Genomic DNA, 19113 nt, shown 5'->3' with positions numbered 1-19113 from the left:
GCGGCTAGAGCGTCTTGATGTACTCCCCCAGCTCTTCCTCCCAGTCGGGCATGTGGAAGCCGGCAGCCTCGAGCTTGGACAGGTCGAGCGCGGAGTGGACCGGGCGCGGGGCGACGGGGCCCTCGGCGCTCGCGTAGTAGTCGGCGGTCGATACCGGCACGACCCTGCCCCCGTTGCCGTTGGCGGCCTCGAAGACGGCGCGGGCGATATCGGCCCAGGACTTGACGGTGCCGGAGCCGGTGCAGTCGTAGGTGCCGTAGGGGGCGTGCGTCCCCAGCACGTGGAAGATGGCCTCGGCCATGTCGCGCGTGAAGGTCAGGCGGCCCAGCTGGTCGTCAACGACCGTGACCTGCTCGAGCCCGTCCTCGGGGTCGGCGACGCGGTCGGACAGGCCCTTCATCGTCTTGACGAAGTTGCGGCCCTCGCCGATGACCCAGCTGGAGCGCATGATGTAGTGGCGCGGGCACCCGGCCACGGCGATGTCGCCGGCGGCCTTGGTCTGGCCGTAGACGGACAGCGGGCTGAGGGGCTCGTCCTCGTCATGCACCTCGGCGGTGCCGTCGAAGACGTAGTCGCTGGACACGTGGACGAGGGTGATCCCGTGATCAGAGCATGTGCGGGCGAGGAGGGCGGGGCCGGTCGCGTTGGCCTTCCAGGCGGTCGCGCGGCCCTCGGCGGTCTCCGCCCTATCCACGGCGGTGTAGGCGCCGCAGTTGATCACGGTGCCGTAGAGCGACCAGTCGTACTGTGTGTAGGCGTCCGGGTCTGACATATCGAAGGTGTCGATGTCGCAGAAGTCGAAGTCCTTGGCGACGCCGCGCTCCTCCGCCAGCCTGCGCACAGCATGGCCCAGCTGGCCGTTGCAGCCGGTGACGAGCGTCCTCTTGGGCGCCATTGGGACGACGTCCCTGAGCATCGGGTGGTTGAGGTCGGCCTCGGAGACGGTGGCCTCATCGAACGGGATCGGCCACTCGATGGCGAGCTCGGGGTCGGCGAGGTTCACGAAGGTGTAGGTCTTCTTGAGCTCGAGGGACCAGTGGGCGTCCACCAGGTAGGTGTAGGCGGTGCCGTCCTCCAGGGCCTGGAAGGAGTTGCCCACGCCGCGCGGGACGTAGATGGCCTTGGACGGGTCGAGCGTGCAGGTGAACACCTTCCCGTAGGTCTCGCTGCCCTCGCGCAGGTCCACCCAGGCGCCGAAGACGCTGCCGCGCGCCACGGAGATGAACTTGTCCCAGGGCTCGGCGTGGATGCCGCGGGTGACGCCGCGGCTGTCGTTGTAGGAGATGTTGTTCTGGACGACCCTGAGGTCCGGGATGCCCAGGGCGGTCATCTTGGCGCGCTGCCAGTTCTCCTTGAACCAGCCGCGCGAGTCGCCGTGGACGGCGAGGTCGACGACCTTGAGGCCCTCGATGCCGGTCTCGGCGACGGAGAGGTCCTTCTCGAATGCGATGTCTGCCATGTGGGAAAAGCTCCTATCGAAGAGGTTGTATAACCGGGGGCGCCCGCGCGGGGCCGCAGGGTCATCCCCATGCCCTGCGGCCCCGCGCGGGCGCCCCGCGGTGCGGTTCGCCGGAATGCAGTCTTACTGGCCCTGTGCGCGGTAGCGGGCCTCGGTGGCCTCCTTGGCGGGGCGCCACCAGGACTCGTTGGCGACGTACCAGTCGATGGTCCGCTTGAGCCCCTCGGCGAAGTCGGTGTGGGCCGGCCTCCAGCCCAGCTCGCGCTGGAGCTTGGTGGAGTCGATGGCGTAGCGGCGGTCGTGGCCGGGGCGATCGGCGACCCAGTCGAAGTCCTCGGGGTCCTTTCCCATCGCCTCGAGGATCATGCGCAGGACGGTGATGTTGTTCTTCTCGCCATTTGCGCCGATGAGGTAGGTCTCCCCCATCCGGCCCTTGGTGAGGATGTCCCAGACGGCAGAGGAGTGGTCCTCGGTGTGGATCCAGTCGCGGACGTTCTCGCCGCGGCCGTAGAGCTTGGGGCGCACGCCGTCGATGATGTTGGTGATCTGCCTGGGGATGAACTTCTCCACGTGCTGGTAGGGGCCGTAGTTGTTGGAGCAGTTGGAGATCGTGGTGCGCAGGCCGTAGGTGCGGGTCCAGGCGCGGACCAGCATGTCGGAGGACGCCTTGGTGCTCGAGTACGGGCTGCTCGGGTGATACGGCGTCTCCTCGGTGAACTTGGCGGGGTCGTCGAGCGCCAGGTCGCCGTAGACCTCGTCGGTGGAGACGTGGTGGTAGCGGATGCCGTATTTCCTCACGGCCTCCAGCAGGCGGAAGGTGCCCTCCACGTTGGTGCGCAGGAACGGCTCGGGGTCCGCGATGGAGTTGTCGTTGTGGCTCTCGGCGGCGTAGTGCACGATCGCGTCGTGGCCCGGCACCAGCCTGTCCAGCAGCTCCGCGTCGCAGATGTCGCCCACGACGAGCTCCACGCGGTCCGACGGCAGGCCCGCGATGTTCTCGGGGTTGCCGGCGTAGGTCAGCTTGTCCAGGACGGTGACGTGGACGCCCGGGTGGTTGTTCACGACGTAGTGCACGAAGTTGCTGCCGATGAAGCCGCAGCCGCCAGTGACGATGATATTCTTGGGTTCGAAAATCTCAGACATGAAAATCCAATCTGAAGCATGTACAGCTTCTTTAGTATGCCGCAGGAAGTGACGCCGCGACGCTATTCAACAAAACTATCGGACATTTCGGCATGCGATAAGAGCCATAACCTTCGCAGAATTACCTCCTGTACAAAACGCCTCCGAAATGCAGTCTTTGTCGTAGTGAAAAACCGAATCCCCAGTTATTTCACGTAAGTACTTATAGAAGAAATCCTCCCAGCTTTTAAACTTCTCACTGTTTACAAAGGCTTCTGGGGTTTCCAAAACCGTCTTAACATCTAGCCCTGAAAATACGCCGGAGCTCAGCAGAAGCCATTCGAACGACTCGGGAAGACAAACCGTAACAGTATCGCGGTGAATGTCTTGCAGCTTAAGGACGCGGTCCGCATAGCACCCAAATGCCGCCCCGTCCGCGACAACAAACACGCGATCGTCGAGATGCTGATCCAACCAGCCCAAAATCGCGCTGTTCGTCATGGCCGAAGTACAGGTAAGCTCACTGTCAGCAAAATGCCGTTTAAAGAACTGGAAACCAGACTTACTGTCCTCGCATAGAAGGATAGAAAAGTCCTGTTGTTAGCGTCGGAATAATTTAGCCAAATATAGTCGGCCGAGATTGACCAATCCCGGCCGACCCATTTTAGCCAACACGCCCGCATCTATGTCTTTCCTATCGCTTCCCTACATCCCCTCGGGCTGGATCCCCCTCACCTTCACCGCCTGGGGGACGGCCTCCACCGAGTAGGTGTCGAGCCCCCTGCCGCGGTAGCTCGGGCCCCGCATCACGAACACCGACGCCTTGTCGAACAGCCTGTCGAGGGCGCAGAGGAGCGTGTCGTCGCCCGTGAAGAACTCATCCCACCCGCTCGGGGCGATGTTGCTCGTGAGGACCATCGCGTTCGGCCCCTCCTTCTCGTAGCGCCTGTCGACGACATCGAAGAACAGGTCGGTGCACGGCCTGTCGTAGACGCATCTCCCCACCTCGTCAACGATGAGGCACGACGGCTTGACGAGCGAGGAGACGACCCGCGAGGTGTTTCCCCGCTGGACGGCCTTCTGGAACCTGTCCCTGAGCTCGGTCGCCTTTATGTAGTAGGTCTTGATCCCCCGCATGCAGCACTCGCGCCCGTAGGCCTGCGCGAGGTGCGTCTTCCCTATGCCGCCGGGCCCGCCATCATTCGGCCCTCCCGAAGTCGAACCTCTCGAAACCGGGCTTCGCACGGGGCGGGGCGATCTGCTCGACCACGGTCCCGACCGGCTGGGTCGGCAGCTCCTCGGGCTGCGCCGGCGATGTCTCCCACTGGCCCTCGCACCAGCCGTCGGCGCCGGCGCCGACGGCGTGGGCGACGAGCTCGCGGGAGAGGTCGTCGCTGTATATGTGCACCACGCGCCCCTCCCGGCTCACCCTGCACTCGCGGCGGCCGTACCAGTAGGGCACGCCGTAGCGGTGCCCCTCGAAGCTCACGAAGCCGTCGAAGGAGATCTTCCGGCGCGGGCACAGGTACCGCTCGACCTCGGCCGTGACCTCGAGCGGCCTGGTGTTCGCCGAGCACGCCGCCTCGTGCTCGCGCATCGGGACGCATGCCGCCGGGCGCCGCCAGCGGCCTCCCTGCTCGGCGCACCAGAGGGCGGCCTCCCGGTTGAGGGCGTCAAGGTCGGTGAAGGACCTTCCCGCGAGGAAGTTCCCCTTCACGAAGCGGACGAGCCTCTCCACCTTGCCCTTCGTATAGGGGTGGCGCGGCCTGCACAGCCTGGTGCGGAAGCCGACGACGCCCATGAACTCGGCGTAGTCGGCCTGCCAGACGGGCCGGCCGTCGGCATCGCGGCGGACGACCACGCTCTTCATGTTGTCGGTGAGCACGGTCGCGGGCACGCCCAGCGCCGAGAACGCGTGCAGCATCCCGATGAGGAGGTTCTCCTGGCGCGCGTTCGGGAAGAACTCGACGTGGGCGCTCCCGCAATGGTGGCAGACCATGGCGAAGCAGGCGATCCGCGCCCGCTCGCCGCCGGGGCGCTCGACCGCGACGAAGCCCCAGTCCATCTGGTAGGCCTCTCCGGGCGCCGTCCTGAAGCGCTGCCCGCGGCAGCCCTGCGGGGCCACCTGCCGCCTCTTCGCGGGCACGAGGTCCCGGTGCGCGGCGATATAGGTCTTCACCGTGGTGAGGCCGCCGGCGTAGCCCTGGCCGAGCAGCCGCTCGAATATCACCTGCGAGTTGGTGACGCCCTTCCGCAGGAGGTCGTCCACCAGGCCGGTGTGGCCGGCAAGCACGCCCGGCGCGGCCCTCCTCCCGCTGTTCCCGTGGGGCAGGGCCCTGAACCCGTGTGCCCTGACCGTCCTCGCACGGGAGCGGGTGAGCCCCGTCCTCCTGCAGAACTCCGCGAGGTTGCATGCCTGCGGGTCGAACCCGTCGCCCTCCTCCGCGGCCATCTCCCGGAGCGCCGCGTCTATAATCTCCTGTAGGTCATCGTGTCTCTCGTTCACCTCAATGGTCCTCCTAACGCCGGCGTGTTGGCACCACCAGCGTAGTGGCGGCGGGGAGGCACGGTGGCCATTATTCGGTGACCGGGATTGGTCAAAATAGTTTGACTATTAGCGGCTAAAATCGCCCGGCGCTAACACTGTTTTGGCGCCGACCGGGAAATAGCATAACGATGATTCCCGCGATCTTGATAAACAGGGACGAAAGAATGGTATTTTCCGCTCGTCTTAATCTTGTAAATCTCATCCACGCTATACGGAAGATTGGGGAAATCAGCCCTTGAGATCAGCACGAAATAATTCGAGGAATACAGCACATGATGGGCAAACTCATCAGAATGGATCTCTTTTAAGCCCTCATCGACAAATACAATCGAGTCATGAACGGACGAAAGCTGGTTTCGCCAATCATAATCGGTCAGGGCGACACAGGGACAATCGCATTGCAAGGAAACACCCGACTGCTCGCCCGTTCGCATGTAGTCTGCGACCATGTCAAACAGTGTCGTCTTACCCGTGCCACTATCCCCACGCACAATAGTAATGTTCCGTTTAATGGTAAATGTGTACTTGGTTCCCCTGCGGCGGGAAATCTTAACGAGATGCGAACCGTTCATAAGCAGCACCTACAGATACGGAATCGACTCGTGAATCAAATCGGCCATGTTGTGAACGATTCGGCCGCTATTCACGACTTTAATTTTAAAATCCTCGCGACCAAAGTCCATCACATGATAGAGATTCACAACGAGCTTGCGGTCTTTCGCCATGTCGAGAATCCACTTGGCACAGTTGTCACCACAGGTAGAAGCGTTAAAAATATGCTTACGATCAAATCTCATAAGCAGCAGCGTTTTCACGCCACCAGAAAGCTGGAGTGGGGAGATGGATCCAAGCACAGGGCTTTCGATGACGTTTTCGGAGACAACAACCGATCGATCGACATCTTTAATTATCGAGACTGCATAGGGATCCGTAATCCAAGTAGACCGGTAAGAGTTTTTGAAATATGTCGCTGTGTTGTAAATCGCTTCTGGCATATCGCCAAAGTAGACGCTTAACACATCCACTCCCAATCATATTGTCTTTATGGTCAACGTAATCATAACGAAAGGGGCCACCAGATAAACGGTGACCCCTAAAAGAAAACAAGCTGGCGCTAGTACTCGCGCGGGCTGTTGACGATCTCGCCGGCGGCGACCTTCCTCAGGTGCCGGCCGTAGACCGACTTGCCGTAGGCCTTCGCGGCCTCCTCCAGCTCGGCGGTCGTGATCCAGCCGTTCTCCCAGGCGATCTCCTCGGGGACGGACACGGGCAGGTCCTGGGAGTGCTCCACGGCGCGGACGAACTCCGCGGCCTCGTGCAGGCTCTCCATGGTGCCGGTGTCCAGCCACGCGTAGCCGCGGCCGAGGGTCACCACGGACAGGGTCCCCTCCTCCAGGTACATCTGGTTGAGCGTGGTGATCTCCAGCTCGCCGCGGGCCGACGGCTTGACCTCATGCGCCTTGGCGGCGACGTCGCCCGGGTAGAAGTACAGGCCGGTCACGGCGTAGGAGCTCTTGGGCTTCTCGGGCTTCTCCTCGATGGAGACGGCACGGCCCTCGCGGTCGAACTCCACGACGCCGAAGCGCTCGGGGTCGTCCACGTGGTAGCCGAAGACCGTCGCCCTCCCCGACTCGGCGTTCTGCACGGCGCGCGTCAGGTGGCGCGACAGGCCGTTGCCGTAGAAGATGTTGTCGCCCAGCACGAGCGCGCACGGCTCGCCGGCGATGAACTCCTCGCCGATGGTGAAGGCCTGCGCCAGGCCGTCGGGGCTCGGCTGCTCGGCGTAGGAGAGGCTCACGCCGTAGCGCGAGCCGTCCCCGAGCAGGCGCTCGAAGTTGGGCAGGTCGGTCGGGGTGGAGATGACCAGGATGTCCCGGATGCCCGCCAGCATGAGGGTGGACAGCGGGTAGTAGATCATGGGCTTGTCGTAGACCGGCAGCAGCTGCTTGGAGGTCACGAGCGTGAGCGGGTACAGGCGCGTGCCGGACCCGCCGGCGAGGATGATGCCTTTCATATAATCCGTCCTCTACAATCGAAAATAGTTATAAATCGAGCGGTTAGTAAGAGTTTGATATTCTATTAAGTTAATCCTTCTCAATATTAACGAAAGAAGCAATTGATGAACAACCGCAAGGACACAACCCGTAGAGACGACATAACGAACGTGAGGGCCCTTGCAATATTCCTTGTAGTCCTAGGCCACAGCATTATTCTGTATTCAAGTGCGTGGGGATATTATCCAACTGAACAAAAATCAATTCTGTTGGATAATCTCAAATTCTTAATAAACGGAATCCAGATGCCCTTGTTCTTTTCGTTGTCTGGCTTTTGTTTTTTATGGAGCTGGAATCGATCAAGCGATTTTATCAGTCAGATCATTAAAAAAGCCCAACGCTTAATTATCCCCTATATCATGATTGGAATATGTTGGCTCTTCCCCATCAGGATGCTCGTTAAGTATCCCTATTACAATGGCCTAACTGTACCGCACATCATCTTTAAATCAATTCTGTTGGGCGAAGACAACGGTCACCTTTGGTTTCTCCCGACTCTTTTTTTCATTACAGCAGCCACGTCGTGCATCTTTCAAATACTCGAAAAGAGCCCTCTAACAAGTTTTAAGGTTCCGATAGTTTTCGGCGCTTCAATTTATCTTTACCATTTTGGAATACCATCAGCGAACAGATATATCAATTTGGCAGAAGCAAATGCAATATGGTTTGCGCTTGGCCTAACAATCCACTACTTGGAAGCAAACAAATGGTTCGAGAGCTATAAAAGGCGTAAAAGCATATCAATAGTCCTAATACTATTATTCCTTGTAAACTTACTAAAACAAGTGGTGCCCCCCATTGCTTCCATGAGTATTTGCTCGCTTGAGCACTGTTGAATATCGCGAAACAGCACCGCCGATATCGCGCTTGGGCACCGGGGCCGACACTGGCCCCGGTGCTTTTTTATTGCTACCGGTCTATCCGCGGCGCTGCCGCATGTTGGCCTCGCCCATGTCGACCCAGACCGCGTTGTGCACGATCCTGTCCATGATGGCGTCGGCATGCACCCCGCCGCCGAGCCTCGGGTGCCAGTCCTTCTTCTTGAACTGGGTGCAGAATACGGTCGAGGCCGTGCCGTACCTCAGCTCCATCAGCTCCAGCAGCATCGACCTGAACTCGGTGTCCGGCCTGTCGAGCAGCCACTCGTCTATCACGAGCAGGCCGAACGCCCCGTACTTGCGGACGAGCTTGCGCTCGCCGCCGGGCCGGTCACGGCTCTCGCGCCAGAGGTCCTCGAGGTCGGGCTGGCGGACGTAGCACGACCTCACCCTCCTGGCGCAGGCGGCCTTCGCGAGCGCGCAGGCCAGGTAGGTCTTGCCCGTGCCGGTGAGGCCCTGGAGAACCACGTTCTCGCCGCGCCCGACGAACCCGCAGGTCGCGAGCTCGGCCACCGCCACCCTGTCGAGGCCGCGGCCCTCGAAGAAGTCGACCGAGCGGACGTCGGCCTCGGGGTACCTGAGGCCGGCCCTCCTCGTCAGGTTGCGGACCTTCTGCGTGATGAAGTCGGAGTGCGCCTCGTCCACCGCCATCTGGACGCGCTCGGCGAACGCCATCCCGGCGCACACGGCCTCGTCCTGGGCGGAGAGGGCGGCGAGCAGCTCGGCCGCCCCCATCTCCCTGAGCTTGCGGGCGGTCTCCGCGTTGACGTCCATGCTCACTCCTCCCCGTAGAAGCCGGCGCCGCGCACGTAGCCGCAGTCCCCGGACGCCTCGCCGGCTGGCGCCCTGTCCTGCCCCGACCTCAGCACGGGCTCGACGTCGCGGTAGCGCGGCGACCTCTTCCCGGTCGCGAGCGCCATCCCGCACGCCCGCTCGAGCCTCGCCGGGGTGTAGCGCCTGGACAGCCTGAGCACGGCGAGCGCGGCGTTGAAGCCCTGCTCGTCGAACTCGTAGCAGGCGAACACCCTGTCCACCAGCTCGGAGCAGGAGGGCCCGACCCTCGAGGCCCAGGCGCGGATGCGCGGCGCGTCCCAGTCCGACCACGCCCTGCCCTCGGGCATGTCCGAGCCGCGCGTGGAGTAGCGGTTCCTCGCGTAGGACGGGAACCTGGGGTGCGTGGCCACGCGCTCGCCGCCGGAGAAGACCTCCACCTTGCCCTCGGTGACGCGCAGGTCGACCGTCGAGCCGACGAGCAGGTGGCTCACCGAGTAGTAGTTGCGGGCGTACGCGACGTGGCAGTTGGCCTGGACCTTGCGGCCGTAGACCCACTCGCACACCTCGAAGGGCTCGGCCGGTAGGGGCCTCAGCAGCGGGCGCTCGACCTCCTCGAACACCTCGCGCCTCGAGCCCTCGCGCTTGGCGAACGGCGCGTCGTTGTGCTCCGCGACCCTCCGGGCGACGGCGGCGCGGAGGGCCGCCATGTCGGCGAACACCTCGTCGCGAAGCGCCGCTATCACGTAGGTCGCGGCGGCCCAGACCTCGTTCTCGGCGCTCGGCTTGTCGCGGGGCCTCCTGACCCTCGCCGGGATCACGGCGGAGCCGTAGTGCGCGGCGAGCTCCTCGTAGGCCGCGTTCAGGACCGGCTCCCCGGCCCTGGGGTGGGCGGTGACGCCGGTCCTCAGGTTGTCGGGGACGATGCAGGGCGTCGCGCCTCCCAGGAAGGAGAAGGCGTGCACGTGGCACAGCAGCCATGTATCCTGCTTCATGTCGAGCGTCGGCTCGACGTAGCTGTACCGGCTGAACGGGAGGCAGGCCACGAACAGGTACACCTTCCTGACCTCGCCGGTCGCGGGGTCCACGAGCCGCATCGTGGGCCCCGACCAGTCGACCTCCATGTTCCTGCCCGCCTTGTGCCCGACGCGGCTCACCACGTTGCGCGACACCGTGTACTGGCGGTAGCGCTTGCAGAACCTGTCGTAGGACATCGACGGCGCGCCGGCCTCCGCGCACCCGTCGGCATACTCCGCGTGCAGGAGCTTGAGCGTGACGCCGGTCCTCGCGAGCTCGCGGTGGACGCGTGCCCAGTCGGGGTCGGCGTGCACCGGCCCGGCGTCGCCCCTGCCGGGGAACAGCAGCGCGTAGGCGGCCTCCTCGGACATCCCCTCGACGTCCTCCCAGGAGACGCCCCGCTCCCTCGCGGCTTCCAGCACGTCCTGGACGCTGTGCTTCGAGACGTGGGCGGTGCGGGCGATCGCGTTCTGCGAAAGCCCGTTCACCGACCTCAGCCTCAGGACCTCCCTGGCCCTGATCCTTCTCGCCATGTGGAACCTCCTCGTTCTCTGGACTGCATGGCAGCCCGAGCGTAACGGGATGCGCGGGAAGGCATTTAATGGCGGTGCCGAACGGCAATATTCGGTCGGGTGGGCGGCGGTGCTGATTCGCAATATAGGTGGTGTCGAAAGGGCCTAGGACTCACTTCCACCGCCCTTACTTGCATGGCGCTTGCATCAATTTATTGTGTCATCCCCCAAAAGGCAAACCTACTAACCGAAAAGATTAGCAAAAACAGTATGGGAATATATCTTTTTCATTCTCCACTGGTTTACATTTCTTTTACCTACTGGCCCAACATAGCCCCAATGGCGATGGCAGCAATTAACCTGATTGGATTTGGATCAGTCGCCTATATGTTGACGAATCTAATTCGAGCCACAAATATGGGTTGGATAATCGGAGAAACGCCAAAGGCACCACACGATAAGAAATAGGGAAAGCAATAGCCAAGGAATACAGCTAATTAAACTGTTTCTTCCATTTATCGATGCTCGTCCAGGGAAGATTAATCTCAGTTTTAACGGGATGGTTTACCCAATCAGCTAATTTATGGAGATAGCCGTCCTCGCGTTCAAGAACGGGAAGTCCCGTGTCTTCACCGATCTGGCGGGCTCGATTATCAATTGCAATAATTAGAGAGCGATGTCCTCCATTTAAACAGCGGATGCCCGCATGGAGACGCGTCCCCACATAATCAAACTCCTCGGTTTCAATTACACGATTAAGCTCTTCGATATTGGGGCCTATGACATTAAATTGCTTCAGATCGACTATTTGATCAAGACACCAATCAACATCATGGCTTCCTTGAATCCAAATCGTTACATTTTCGTATTCCGACGACAGCAATTCCAGCATCTTACGGTCACGTTCCGCATCGAAACAATAATCGGTAATTGACGTAACAACGTTTTTAGAACGCTTAGAGGATATCTCGAGTTGCCTAGATGGGGTTAACGACCACATGGTCGGACATGCGGTATTAAGAACATTCTCTATGCCAATAGAGTTAAGCCTCTTCTTAGTCATTTCATCTCGAACACTATGAAGATATTCATCGGATAGCAAGGTTTTATAGAACTTCTTTGTATAGGCGTCGATAGCATCGTCCACCCCAATATCAGACATGCCCACGCCGAACAAAACAACATTTCTATTATTGCCCAACCGCTTGGCAAGCGCCCATTGCTGCTGATCAGCCATATGCGTATACAGAATATTGGTGCCGCACAACAGCTTTACGTATTCAGGATACATTTCAAGCTCTTTGGAATAATAGTGCGTTGCCACATGGGGCAACGCACCGCCAAAGATTTGATCCGCGATACAGCCACAGGCATCCATGATCACATGGTCACCAGAGTTCTCGCTTCCCATAGCCGTATCCAAAAGGAGATAGCGTTCTTGCTTAACACCATCGGATTTTTCATCGTGCCTGCGCGATGTCGCAGAGGCTTTAAGTAGCTGAGTCCATTGGTTAAAGCGCGCCATTAGTTTCTCCGAAATAAACGTTTGAGTAGAGCACCGTGACCGCCTTCGACGCCCGTCGAAGCAGAAGGCTGAAACGGTTCACAATAATCATCAGATAGGTTAAAAACGGCAGACACGCTGCATGCGCCACTTTCAACCGAACGAACAACAGGATGAGCGTTGCGAGAAGGCGAAAGACAGACTAGTTGGCTTAGCTCGGCGACACAAAGCGGATTCTTGCCGTCTTCCGCAAAAGAGTATATATGAATGCGAAGATAGGCCTCTTCATCATCATTTAAAAACAGCGGAACATGCCCCGCAAAAAGACCGTCCCTAGATTCAAGACTAATCCAGCGAATATCAGACTGATCAAGGGCACACCAAACTGCCGCGCGAACATCCACAGGCATCAAAGACGACTCAAAACGCACAGTCAAATCAACAGAAGAAGCTTGAATGAGCGTTTGAGACATGGCAGACGATCGCAATCGAGCATCAGCGAGATGATCGCTGAGCAAGAAGACCTTACTTAGTTCTTCGGTTTTTAGCACATTCCCGAAGGCGGACTTCCCGCTAACCAAGGATGGCTCTTCATTCAGATAACGTGTAAAGGCCTCGAAGAACATTTCATTTTCACGCTCAATCGACGTGCAGCTAAATCGATTAGGCGAATCGCATTTTGAGCCTGAAAGAGCCTCAAGAATAGAAGAAGCAATGCCGCAAGCAGAGGGCTCAGCGAGGTGGATGGTGCCCTCCGGAAAGTCGAGTAGATTATTCTCACGGTTTATTTCAATTACCGAGAGCTTCGATGCAAGCATTTCGAAAGGCAGGCGAGAGGGATTAGTCACGCTCAACGATACGCCGGCAACACACTTGGCATAAAGCGAGGCGCATTCATCAGCGGTCAAGATGCCGAGGCTGCGTACACGTGGATCACGAATGGGAGGCATTGCGTCTTCGCCGTATAAATATACGACAACTGCATCGTCTAGCTTGAGAAGCAATTTAATTGCATCAAGCAACATGCCAGACAAACGCCGATCCTTATTGGATTGATAAATAGCACAGACGGCATACTCTCTGCTTAGATTTTGTTCCTGCGCAGTATATATATCGCTAACGCCAAAATCACAATATGGGACTTCATGCGAATAATAGGGTTCAACTTTTTTAGAAAGCCATCTGCCTATTGTTATGGGGTTTAGTTCATAACGATAACTTGCTTCGGCATTTAGATACATCTCCCCCATCGGATAGAACCAAGGTTCAAAATCCTGAATGAAGTAGAACTTATGGGTGCACTTCTGCATAGATGCAAAGTGCGCCGTATTCCAAGCGGTGGCGATTACTGCAAAAAAATCCTCGGGCACACTCGGAGCCACACGAACTTCTTTAGGCGAATAACCAAACCAATCCTTTATTTCGGTCTGAACTCTATGAGCACTTTTGTATGCTTCACAGCCCGGCATAATGTAAAAGTAGTTCTCATATCCGCGAGAATCTAGAAAGGAAGCCTTGCTGCAGATGGTTCGAAAGCCGCCAGAACCCTTTGCCGGCGGAGATATTATCCAGGCAATTTGTTTCATTTAAAGCACTCAAATCGCTTCGTAGTCAAAAGGATCGAACTTATATAACGCTGCGCGCTTGGGATCTCGAGAAAAGTTAACGGAGAACCATGGATCTCCCTCAGAGAAACGCTCGGACCAGTTATGCAATAATTGTGCCTTATCCTCAAAATGCTTATGAGAGCGAGATTTACTATCAAGGGATTTGTCAACACATGCCATATGGTAGAGACATGCCTCTGGTGTATAGATCACTTTTAACCCAGCTTGAGAAGACTTGAAGCAAATATCAACATCCGAATAGTCAAGAAGATACGACTCATCAAAACCACCCAGACGATTAAAATGTTCGCGTGAAATAGCTAAACAGACACCACTCACCGCCGATACATCCCTTACGGTCAATGGCATATAGATATAGCCAGGAGAAGAGCGATGAATGCCTTGCGACAGGTTGACGATTGATTCTCCAACATAAGACAGGCCTGCCTGCTGCACAATGCCGTCAAGATCGCACGTCATTGTTCCAACGACGCCAACATCCTCTCGCTGAGAAAAACCGACGAGAGTCTTTAGCCACGAGGAGTCTAGTGCCTGAATATCGTCATGAATAAAGACGAGTTGCTCGCCACGCGCGGCGAGAGCACCGGCATTTCTCCACACAGATATATTAAAGGGGTCATCAAGCGCGTGAACGATATAGCGGCAACGAAGTCCAGAGCTCGATTGCTTAACAGCAGCTTCCGCTTCCTGCGAGCACACGAAAACGACTTCAAGATCATCAAAATCGGTGTCATTGATTGAAGATACAAGAGTCGAAAGAACCGAAGAATTGCCGCGGGTGGTAACGATTAATGAACAGGACTCAGATGAAGGAACATCATAAATGGGGCTATAACGAAAAGCACGATTATGAGAATTGACCACAGTCGCCTTGATACCGCATCTATCAAGGTGCTCCTGAACAGCTTTTATTCCAGCGAGGGTTGCATAGGGTTTACTATCGGAATTACCCGCAGTCGAATTCTCGCTTATTCTCCAGTGATACAAGATTTTAGGAACGTGATGGATCGTCCCACCAAGTTCGGCAATCTTCAGCACCATGGCATGGTCCTGGGCGCCATCCAACTCGCTGTTAGAAAGGTCAATTCTGTCTAAACATGCCCTCTTAATAGTAAGAAGGTGGCAAATATAATTATTGTCTCGAGCCATATCAAGACTAAAATCCGGCTTAAAAGTAGGATGAGCCAAGGACCCATCAGGCAATAGCTTATCTTCATCACAGTAGAGAAGATTAATATCCGAATTTTGATTTAGAGCGTGTGCATACTCAAACAAGATATTCGGTTCGAGAACATCATCATGATCGAAAAAGCAAAGGTAGTCTCCCTTGGCCATCTTGATTCCGACATTGGTGTTCTCAGTGATACCTAGATTGCCCTCAAGATCAGTAACTTTAATTCTAGAGTCTGCAGTCACATACTCGGAGACCAAATCGCTAAGGCCATCGTAATCTGGCGTAGAGTTAACCAGGATGAGTTCCCAATTCGAATACGTCTGAGCAATCACAGAATCAGCCATATCCCTGAAGAAATTCAAGGGAGTCTTATATAGAGGAACGATGATTGAAAACAAGGGCTGGTATGCAAGTTTTATTTGTGCTTGTGCCCGCGAATCGGATCCAGTCAATCTGCGCCCAGAAAACCAGGACAAATAACGGGGTTGATCGAATGCGCACGCATGGTCCCGATCAGCCTCATCCAAAAGCTCCTTAAGCATATCTTTCTTTAGATTGATAAACGTATCTAGATGACCAGAAGCCCTGTGCATGCAAATGCACAGGCTATCCCCGACCTTAGGAATATGAAGAGAGAAATTTATTAAACCAGGATTCGCATCGGCTATTAAGTTATTAAATAACAAAGATTCGCCAATAACGCAGGCTTCTTCATTAAAAGCGACAATACGATCACCCTCAAGGCAATCAGTACCTGAAAGAACACCTCTAACGATTACGCCATCAACGCAGGGAATAAAGCTCTCAATTTGGATAGAAGCGAGCGCATGCACGCCAGAACGGTCAATATTGCGAAATTGTCCACAATGCTCCGCGCGCAGCAAGCCGTTAACTTTCGACTCAATCGAAAACTTGCCAGGATTGATGCGGCGCTGGTAAATTACACTATCTCCGCTAAAGAAAGACAGCGATTGGTCGACACCAAAATCGGCAAGAACAACAACAAATTCAGTCTCTGAAAAAGGAATGATTCTTGCGGGCAGAATTTGCCCATTGGGTGATTTCGACTCAACAGCATCAGGAAAAACGGATGCGGCTTCATACAGTAGATATAGCTTGCCGTCGCCACGGCAATTTAGCTTATTGTTAAATTCGGTATTAAAAACTATGCCCATATCAGCAACACTTTCCAACAATTAATACAAACTCGCAAATCGCAGCCAGAACAAACGGCAATACGAGGCACACTAAAACGAATCGTTTACCATCCCCATAGACCAAGCGATCCTGGTTAAGAATAAACGAGAGGCAAGGAACCAGGAGTGGCAAAAGGTAACGACTCTGACAACCATTAACCATCCCCAAGCCAACGGGGGTAAACGATACATAAAGTGCTGTAGCGACCAAAATCACCGTAAACAAAAACACAAATGAGGCCCAAAGAAATTGTGCGAGACCAATATGATTCACGCTAATCGAATCGGCCGAAAAAAGCCCAAACAACAATAGGCAAACAGCTGGAAGCACCTGAACCAACCCACGGATTGCATTTACAGAAATCTGAGCAGCAAGCGATCCAAGGTATGCAAAGTTCAATGCATATCCAGAAGAGGTTATCGGATTTAAATAATAAGTTGAAAAATAATTGGCGAGTATTTCCGCGTAGCGCAATGGATCGGCGAGAATGAAAGCGATTTGCTGACCAGAGTTAACATCGGAGCCGCCTCGCATATCGCCAACGTTAGATCCGCTGGCCGTTGAAAACAAGAACGGAAGCGCAAATGAGGCAAAAGCAATCAAGCCCAAAACAAACACGGCGGCATAGTAATGAACTCGTTGCTTCGAGCCCGCAAAACGATTACGCGGAACCATAAAGAAAAGACCGATTATCGGAAAATACACAGCTTTGACTGCGAGTCCTAAAAAGGTAAATAAAAATGCGAGTGCTATATTGCGAACTGTAAATTCATTTAAATCACCCCATGCATACCTCAAAAAATAAGCAAAACCGAGAATGATAAACGAAATGAGCCATGCATCATAAGAGAAACATGACGCAAGAAAGATCGAAGTTGGCAGCATTCCCACAAAAGCAAATAGTCCCTTTTTTGAGGGCGTAACCTTGATTGCAATGGCAATTGCAAGACAGTAACTAAATAAATTGCAAATCCGAGCGAATTGAATCATAGAAGAAAAATCGAAATGCAGAAGGCGAGCGAGCCAAAGGCCAATTGCCGATGGAATATACCCAATGCTGCTAAGCGTATAAACGAATTCTTCATGCTTGTTAACTTGCACATGACCAGAAGCGATATCAGATCTATAGGAGCCATTCAACTGCCTAGCATGCTCAAGAATTTCCGCTCGATCAAAATGGGAAAGAGAGGGCTCTTCATAGCCCTGTGCACGACGGACCGCTTCGTCAGTAAATTTAATATCCGTATCAGTTTTTTGAGTTTCAAATAAATAAGATGTCGAAAGGGCATTGGAATAGTGAATTTGATCATCCCATGAAATACCCGTCGTTATCGGAGTGCTCACCACAAGGAAAACACCAATTGAGAATGCAGCGATAAAGAAAGCAACAGGAAGGGCAGAGTTTCTCTTTCGAATGCCCGAGCAAGCCGTGAAAACCGAAGTTATGACTACCAGCAGGAAATAAACAACAGCATTAATGAACCCATTCACGAATGCAATCGTAGAGCAGCCAAAAACAATAAAGAATGCGATAATCAGCAGGGAAACGTAGTCGGTAGCCTTGACCCTCGCCGAAGCAGAATGGAACAACGCTTTCAGAGAAAAGCCGCTTTGGAATAAATTGAGTATTGCGCAATAGGAAATCAGAAAAAAGAATATGAGCCGCTTTTTATTCCAGTCAGCAATATTCGAGAAATGAGAAGCCGGCGAGCCAAGAACGGTACAGCCCTCCCAGATGACCGCCACAGCAAATGCCGCAAGCAACAGGACTAATAATTGAGCGCAGCGACCAGAACAGTTGTCACGCTTTTTTTCATCATCTGAGGAAAGGAAGACACAATATGATTGCCAAATGGCAACATCTACAACGACGCAATAGAGCGCTAAAACAAACAGCTGTGAGACAGAGTGGTTCGCATAAAAGTGCTTCATGCACAGAAGCTCGACAATAAAGAGAAGAGCAACGAAGACGGCTTTCATTATTTGCTTTTGGTTTACGCATCGAGACAACACGGAGCTAATTCACCTTTATCCAAATCAAGCTGCAAGGGCCCTAGAAGAATCGTTCCCAGTCGTCTGGATGACAAGTATGGGCACCAAGCACTGTTCACAACTGTTGAAAGTAATATAAGTAGGGACATTCACATCGAGATGATTTATACGCTAAAGCGAAACGCATAGCCTACTTTTCCTTCTCCCTACTTAACGCAACAGCCTGAACAAGCGAGTTTAAACGCTCTTCCTGTCGAGAGAGGCGAAGAGAATTACAGAAATCACGGACCACAAGAACGGCAATAACGTAAAGGAACACGAAGTTAGAAGCCGACATGAAACCAAATAGACTTGAAAGCCACATTGCAACTTGTGGAAAAACGCCCAAAATTACAAAACTGACGCTGAATAGCAGCCAAAACAGAGAATCCAAAACTTGCATTTGGGATTTTTTTAATTTGCGCAATACGAACACGAATACCAAAACAGCGCAAACAAGAAGCAAAATACGAAGAGAGACCGGCAAATGGATCACCTAAACCACTGAACGACAAGGAGCGTAACGAAAACACGAACCATATACTGCATAGACCTAACAGGGTTAAGATAGCTCTCGCCACCTTGACGCTCGCGCATCTTAACCTGTACCTCTGAAATGGAATACCCTTGCTTCAAAAAGAGAGCGAGAGATTCTGGTTCCGGATTTAAGGTATTGTCGTAATAGTATTTCTTAAGAATATCCCGCCCAAATAGCCTAAATCCAGACGTTGGGTCACTGATCCTCTTGCCTGTCAGAATCTTTATTAGCACCGTAATCATACGCGAGCCGATCATGCGAAGCGTCTTGTCTTTGCGCACGCTTACAAACCTAGAGCCAATGACAATATCTGATCCATCAGATTGAGCCCTATCAACAAGGACCTTTATATATTCCGGACAATGCTGGCCGTCAGCATCAAACTGAACCATATAGTCATATCCATGATCAACCGCATAACGCGCAGCCGTCTGAAACCCAACGGTCAAACCACAGTTAATGGGCATATCAATGATGTCACAACCAAGATCCTTGCAGATAGCTAGCGTTCGATCTCGAGACCCATCATTGATAACAACAAAATCAAACTCAGGTGCAATTTGCCTGAGCTCGCATATCGTCTTTTCTATGCATTCCTCCTCATTATAAGCAGGAATAGCGATAAGAGTTTTGGGTGTCATATACACATAAACCGATCTCTAGTTTTTCTCATTATTATA

At 54.6% G+C, this 19113-nt stretch carries 16 protein-coding genes; all 16 read right to left on the bottom strand.

Annotation, left to right across the window (positions count from 1 at the left end; translation table 11 throughout):
• Positions 1-4: 4 nt before the first annotated feature.
• On the bottom strand, positions 5-1459 hold the full coding sequence (locus tag OIL77_08755; protein HJI45488.1) for a sugar nucleotide-binding protein: 1455 nt from the start codon (positions 1457-1459) through the stop codon (positions 5-7).
• A 123-nt stretch (positions 1460-1582) separates the two neighbouring features.
• On the bottom strand, positions 1583-2602 hold the full coding sequence (gene rfbB, locus OIL77_08750) for a dTDP-glucose 4,6-dehydratase (GenBank protein HJI45487.1): 1020 nt from the start codon (positions 2600-2602) through the stop codon (positions 1583-1585).
• 75 nt (positions 2603-2677) lie between these two features.
• Entirely contained in the window at positions 2678-3082 is a 405-nt protein-coding gene (locus tag OIL77_08745) for a hypothetical protein (protein ID HJI45486.1), read from the bottom strand.
• A gap of 204 nt (positions 3083-3286) precedes the next feature.
• On the bottom strand, positions 3287-3826 hold the full coding sequence (locus OIL77_08740; GenBank protein ID HJI45485.1) for an ATP-binding protein: 540 nt from the start codon (positions 3824-3826) through the stop codon (positions 3287-3289).
• Positions 3780-5087, bottom strand: a complete 1308-nt coding sequence (gene istA, locus OIL77_08735; GenBank protein HJI45484.1) for an IS21 family transposase — start codon at positions 5085-5087, stop codon at positions 3780-3782. Before istA (OIL77_08735) ends, OIL77_08740 begins: the two co-directional genes overlap by 47 nt.
• 131 nt (positions 5088-5218) lie before the next feature.
• Entirely contained in the window at positions 5219-5701 is a 483-nt protein-coding gene (locus OIL77_08730; protein ID HJI45483.1) for a hypothetical protein, read from the bottom strand.
• 9 nt (positions 5702-5710) lie between these two features.
• Positions 5711-6124: a DUF4869 domain-containing protein gene (locus tag OIL77_08725; GenBank protein HJI45482.1), complete on the bottom strand. Its 414-nt coding sequence runs from the start codon at positions 6122-6124 to the stop codon at positions 5711-5713.
• Between the two features lie 119 nt (positions 6125-6243).
• Entirely contained in the window at positions 6244-7143 is a 900-nt protein-coding gene (gene rfbA, locus OIL77_08720; protein HJI45481.1) for a glucose-1-phosphate thymidylyltransferase RfbA, read from the bottom strand.
• 957 nt (positions 7144-8100) lie between these two features.
• Complete coding sequence (locus OIL77_08715) at positions 8101-8835, bottom strand: ATP-binding protein (GenBank protein ID HJI45480.1); 735 nt, start codon at positions 8833-8835, stop codon at positions 8101-8103.
• A 2-nt stretch (positions 8836-8837) separates the two neighbouring features.
• Positions 8838-10382: an IS21 family transposase gene (gene istA, locus OIL77_08710; protein ID HJI45479.1), complete on the bottom strand. Its 1545-nt coding sequence runs from the start codon at positions 10380-10382 to the stop codon at positions 8838-8840.
• Between the two features lie 472 nt (positions 10383-10854).
• Positions 10855-11886, bottom strand: coding sequence for a polysaccharide pyruvyl transferase family protein (locus OIL77_08705; GenBank protein HJI45478.1), 1032 nt, complete (start codon positions 11884-11886; stop codon positions 10855-10857).
• On the bottom strand, positions 11886-13451 hold the full coding sequence (locus OIL77_08700) for a hypothetical protein (GenBank protein HJI45477.1): 1566 nt from the start codon (positions 13449-13451) through the stop codon (positions 11886-11888). Before OIL77_08700 ends, OIL77_08705 begins: the two co-directional genes overlap by 1 nt.
• Before the next feature lie 9 nt (positions 13452-13460).
• Positions 13461-15842, bottom strand: a complete 2382-nt coding sequence (locus OIL77_08695; protein HJI45476.1) for a glycosyltransferase — start codon at positions 15840-15842, stop codon at positions 13461-13463.
• Between the two features lies 1 nt (position 15843).
• A complete protein-coding gene (locus tag OIL77_08690) occupies positions 15844-17796 on the bottom strand; it encodes a DUF2142 domain-containing protein (protein HJI45475.1) in 1953 nt (650 codons plus the stop codon).
• Positions 17797-18046: 250 nt separating this feature from the next.
• Positions 18047-18391 carry a DUF2304 domain-containing protein gene (locus OIL77_08685; protein HJI45474.1) on the bottom strand — a complete coding sequence of 115 codons (345 nt, stop codon included), beginning with the start codon at positions 18389-18391 and terminating at the stop codon, positions 18047-18049.
• Complete coding sequence (locus tag OIL77_08680; protein HJI45473.1) at positions 18388-19074, bottom strand: glycosyltransferase family 2 protein; 687 nt, start codon at positions 19072-19074, stop codon at positions 18388-18390. Before OIL77_08680 ends, OIL77_08685 begins: the two co-directional genes overlap by 4 nt.
• Between the last annotated feature and the right edge of the window lie 39 nt (positions 19075-19113).

This window comes from Coriobacteriaceae bacterium (genome assembly GCA_025993015.1).
In the GTDB taxonomy this organism is placed as follows: Bacteria; Actinomycetota; Coriobacteriia; order Coriobacteriales; family Coriobacteriaceae; genus Collinsella.
The sequence above is the reverse complement of the archived record's forward strand: the minus strand, read 5'-3'. Positions and strand labels throughout refer to the sequence as shown.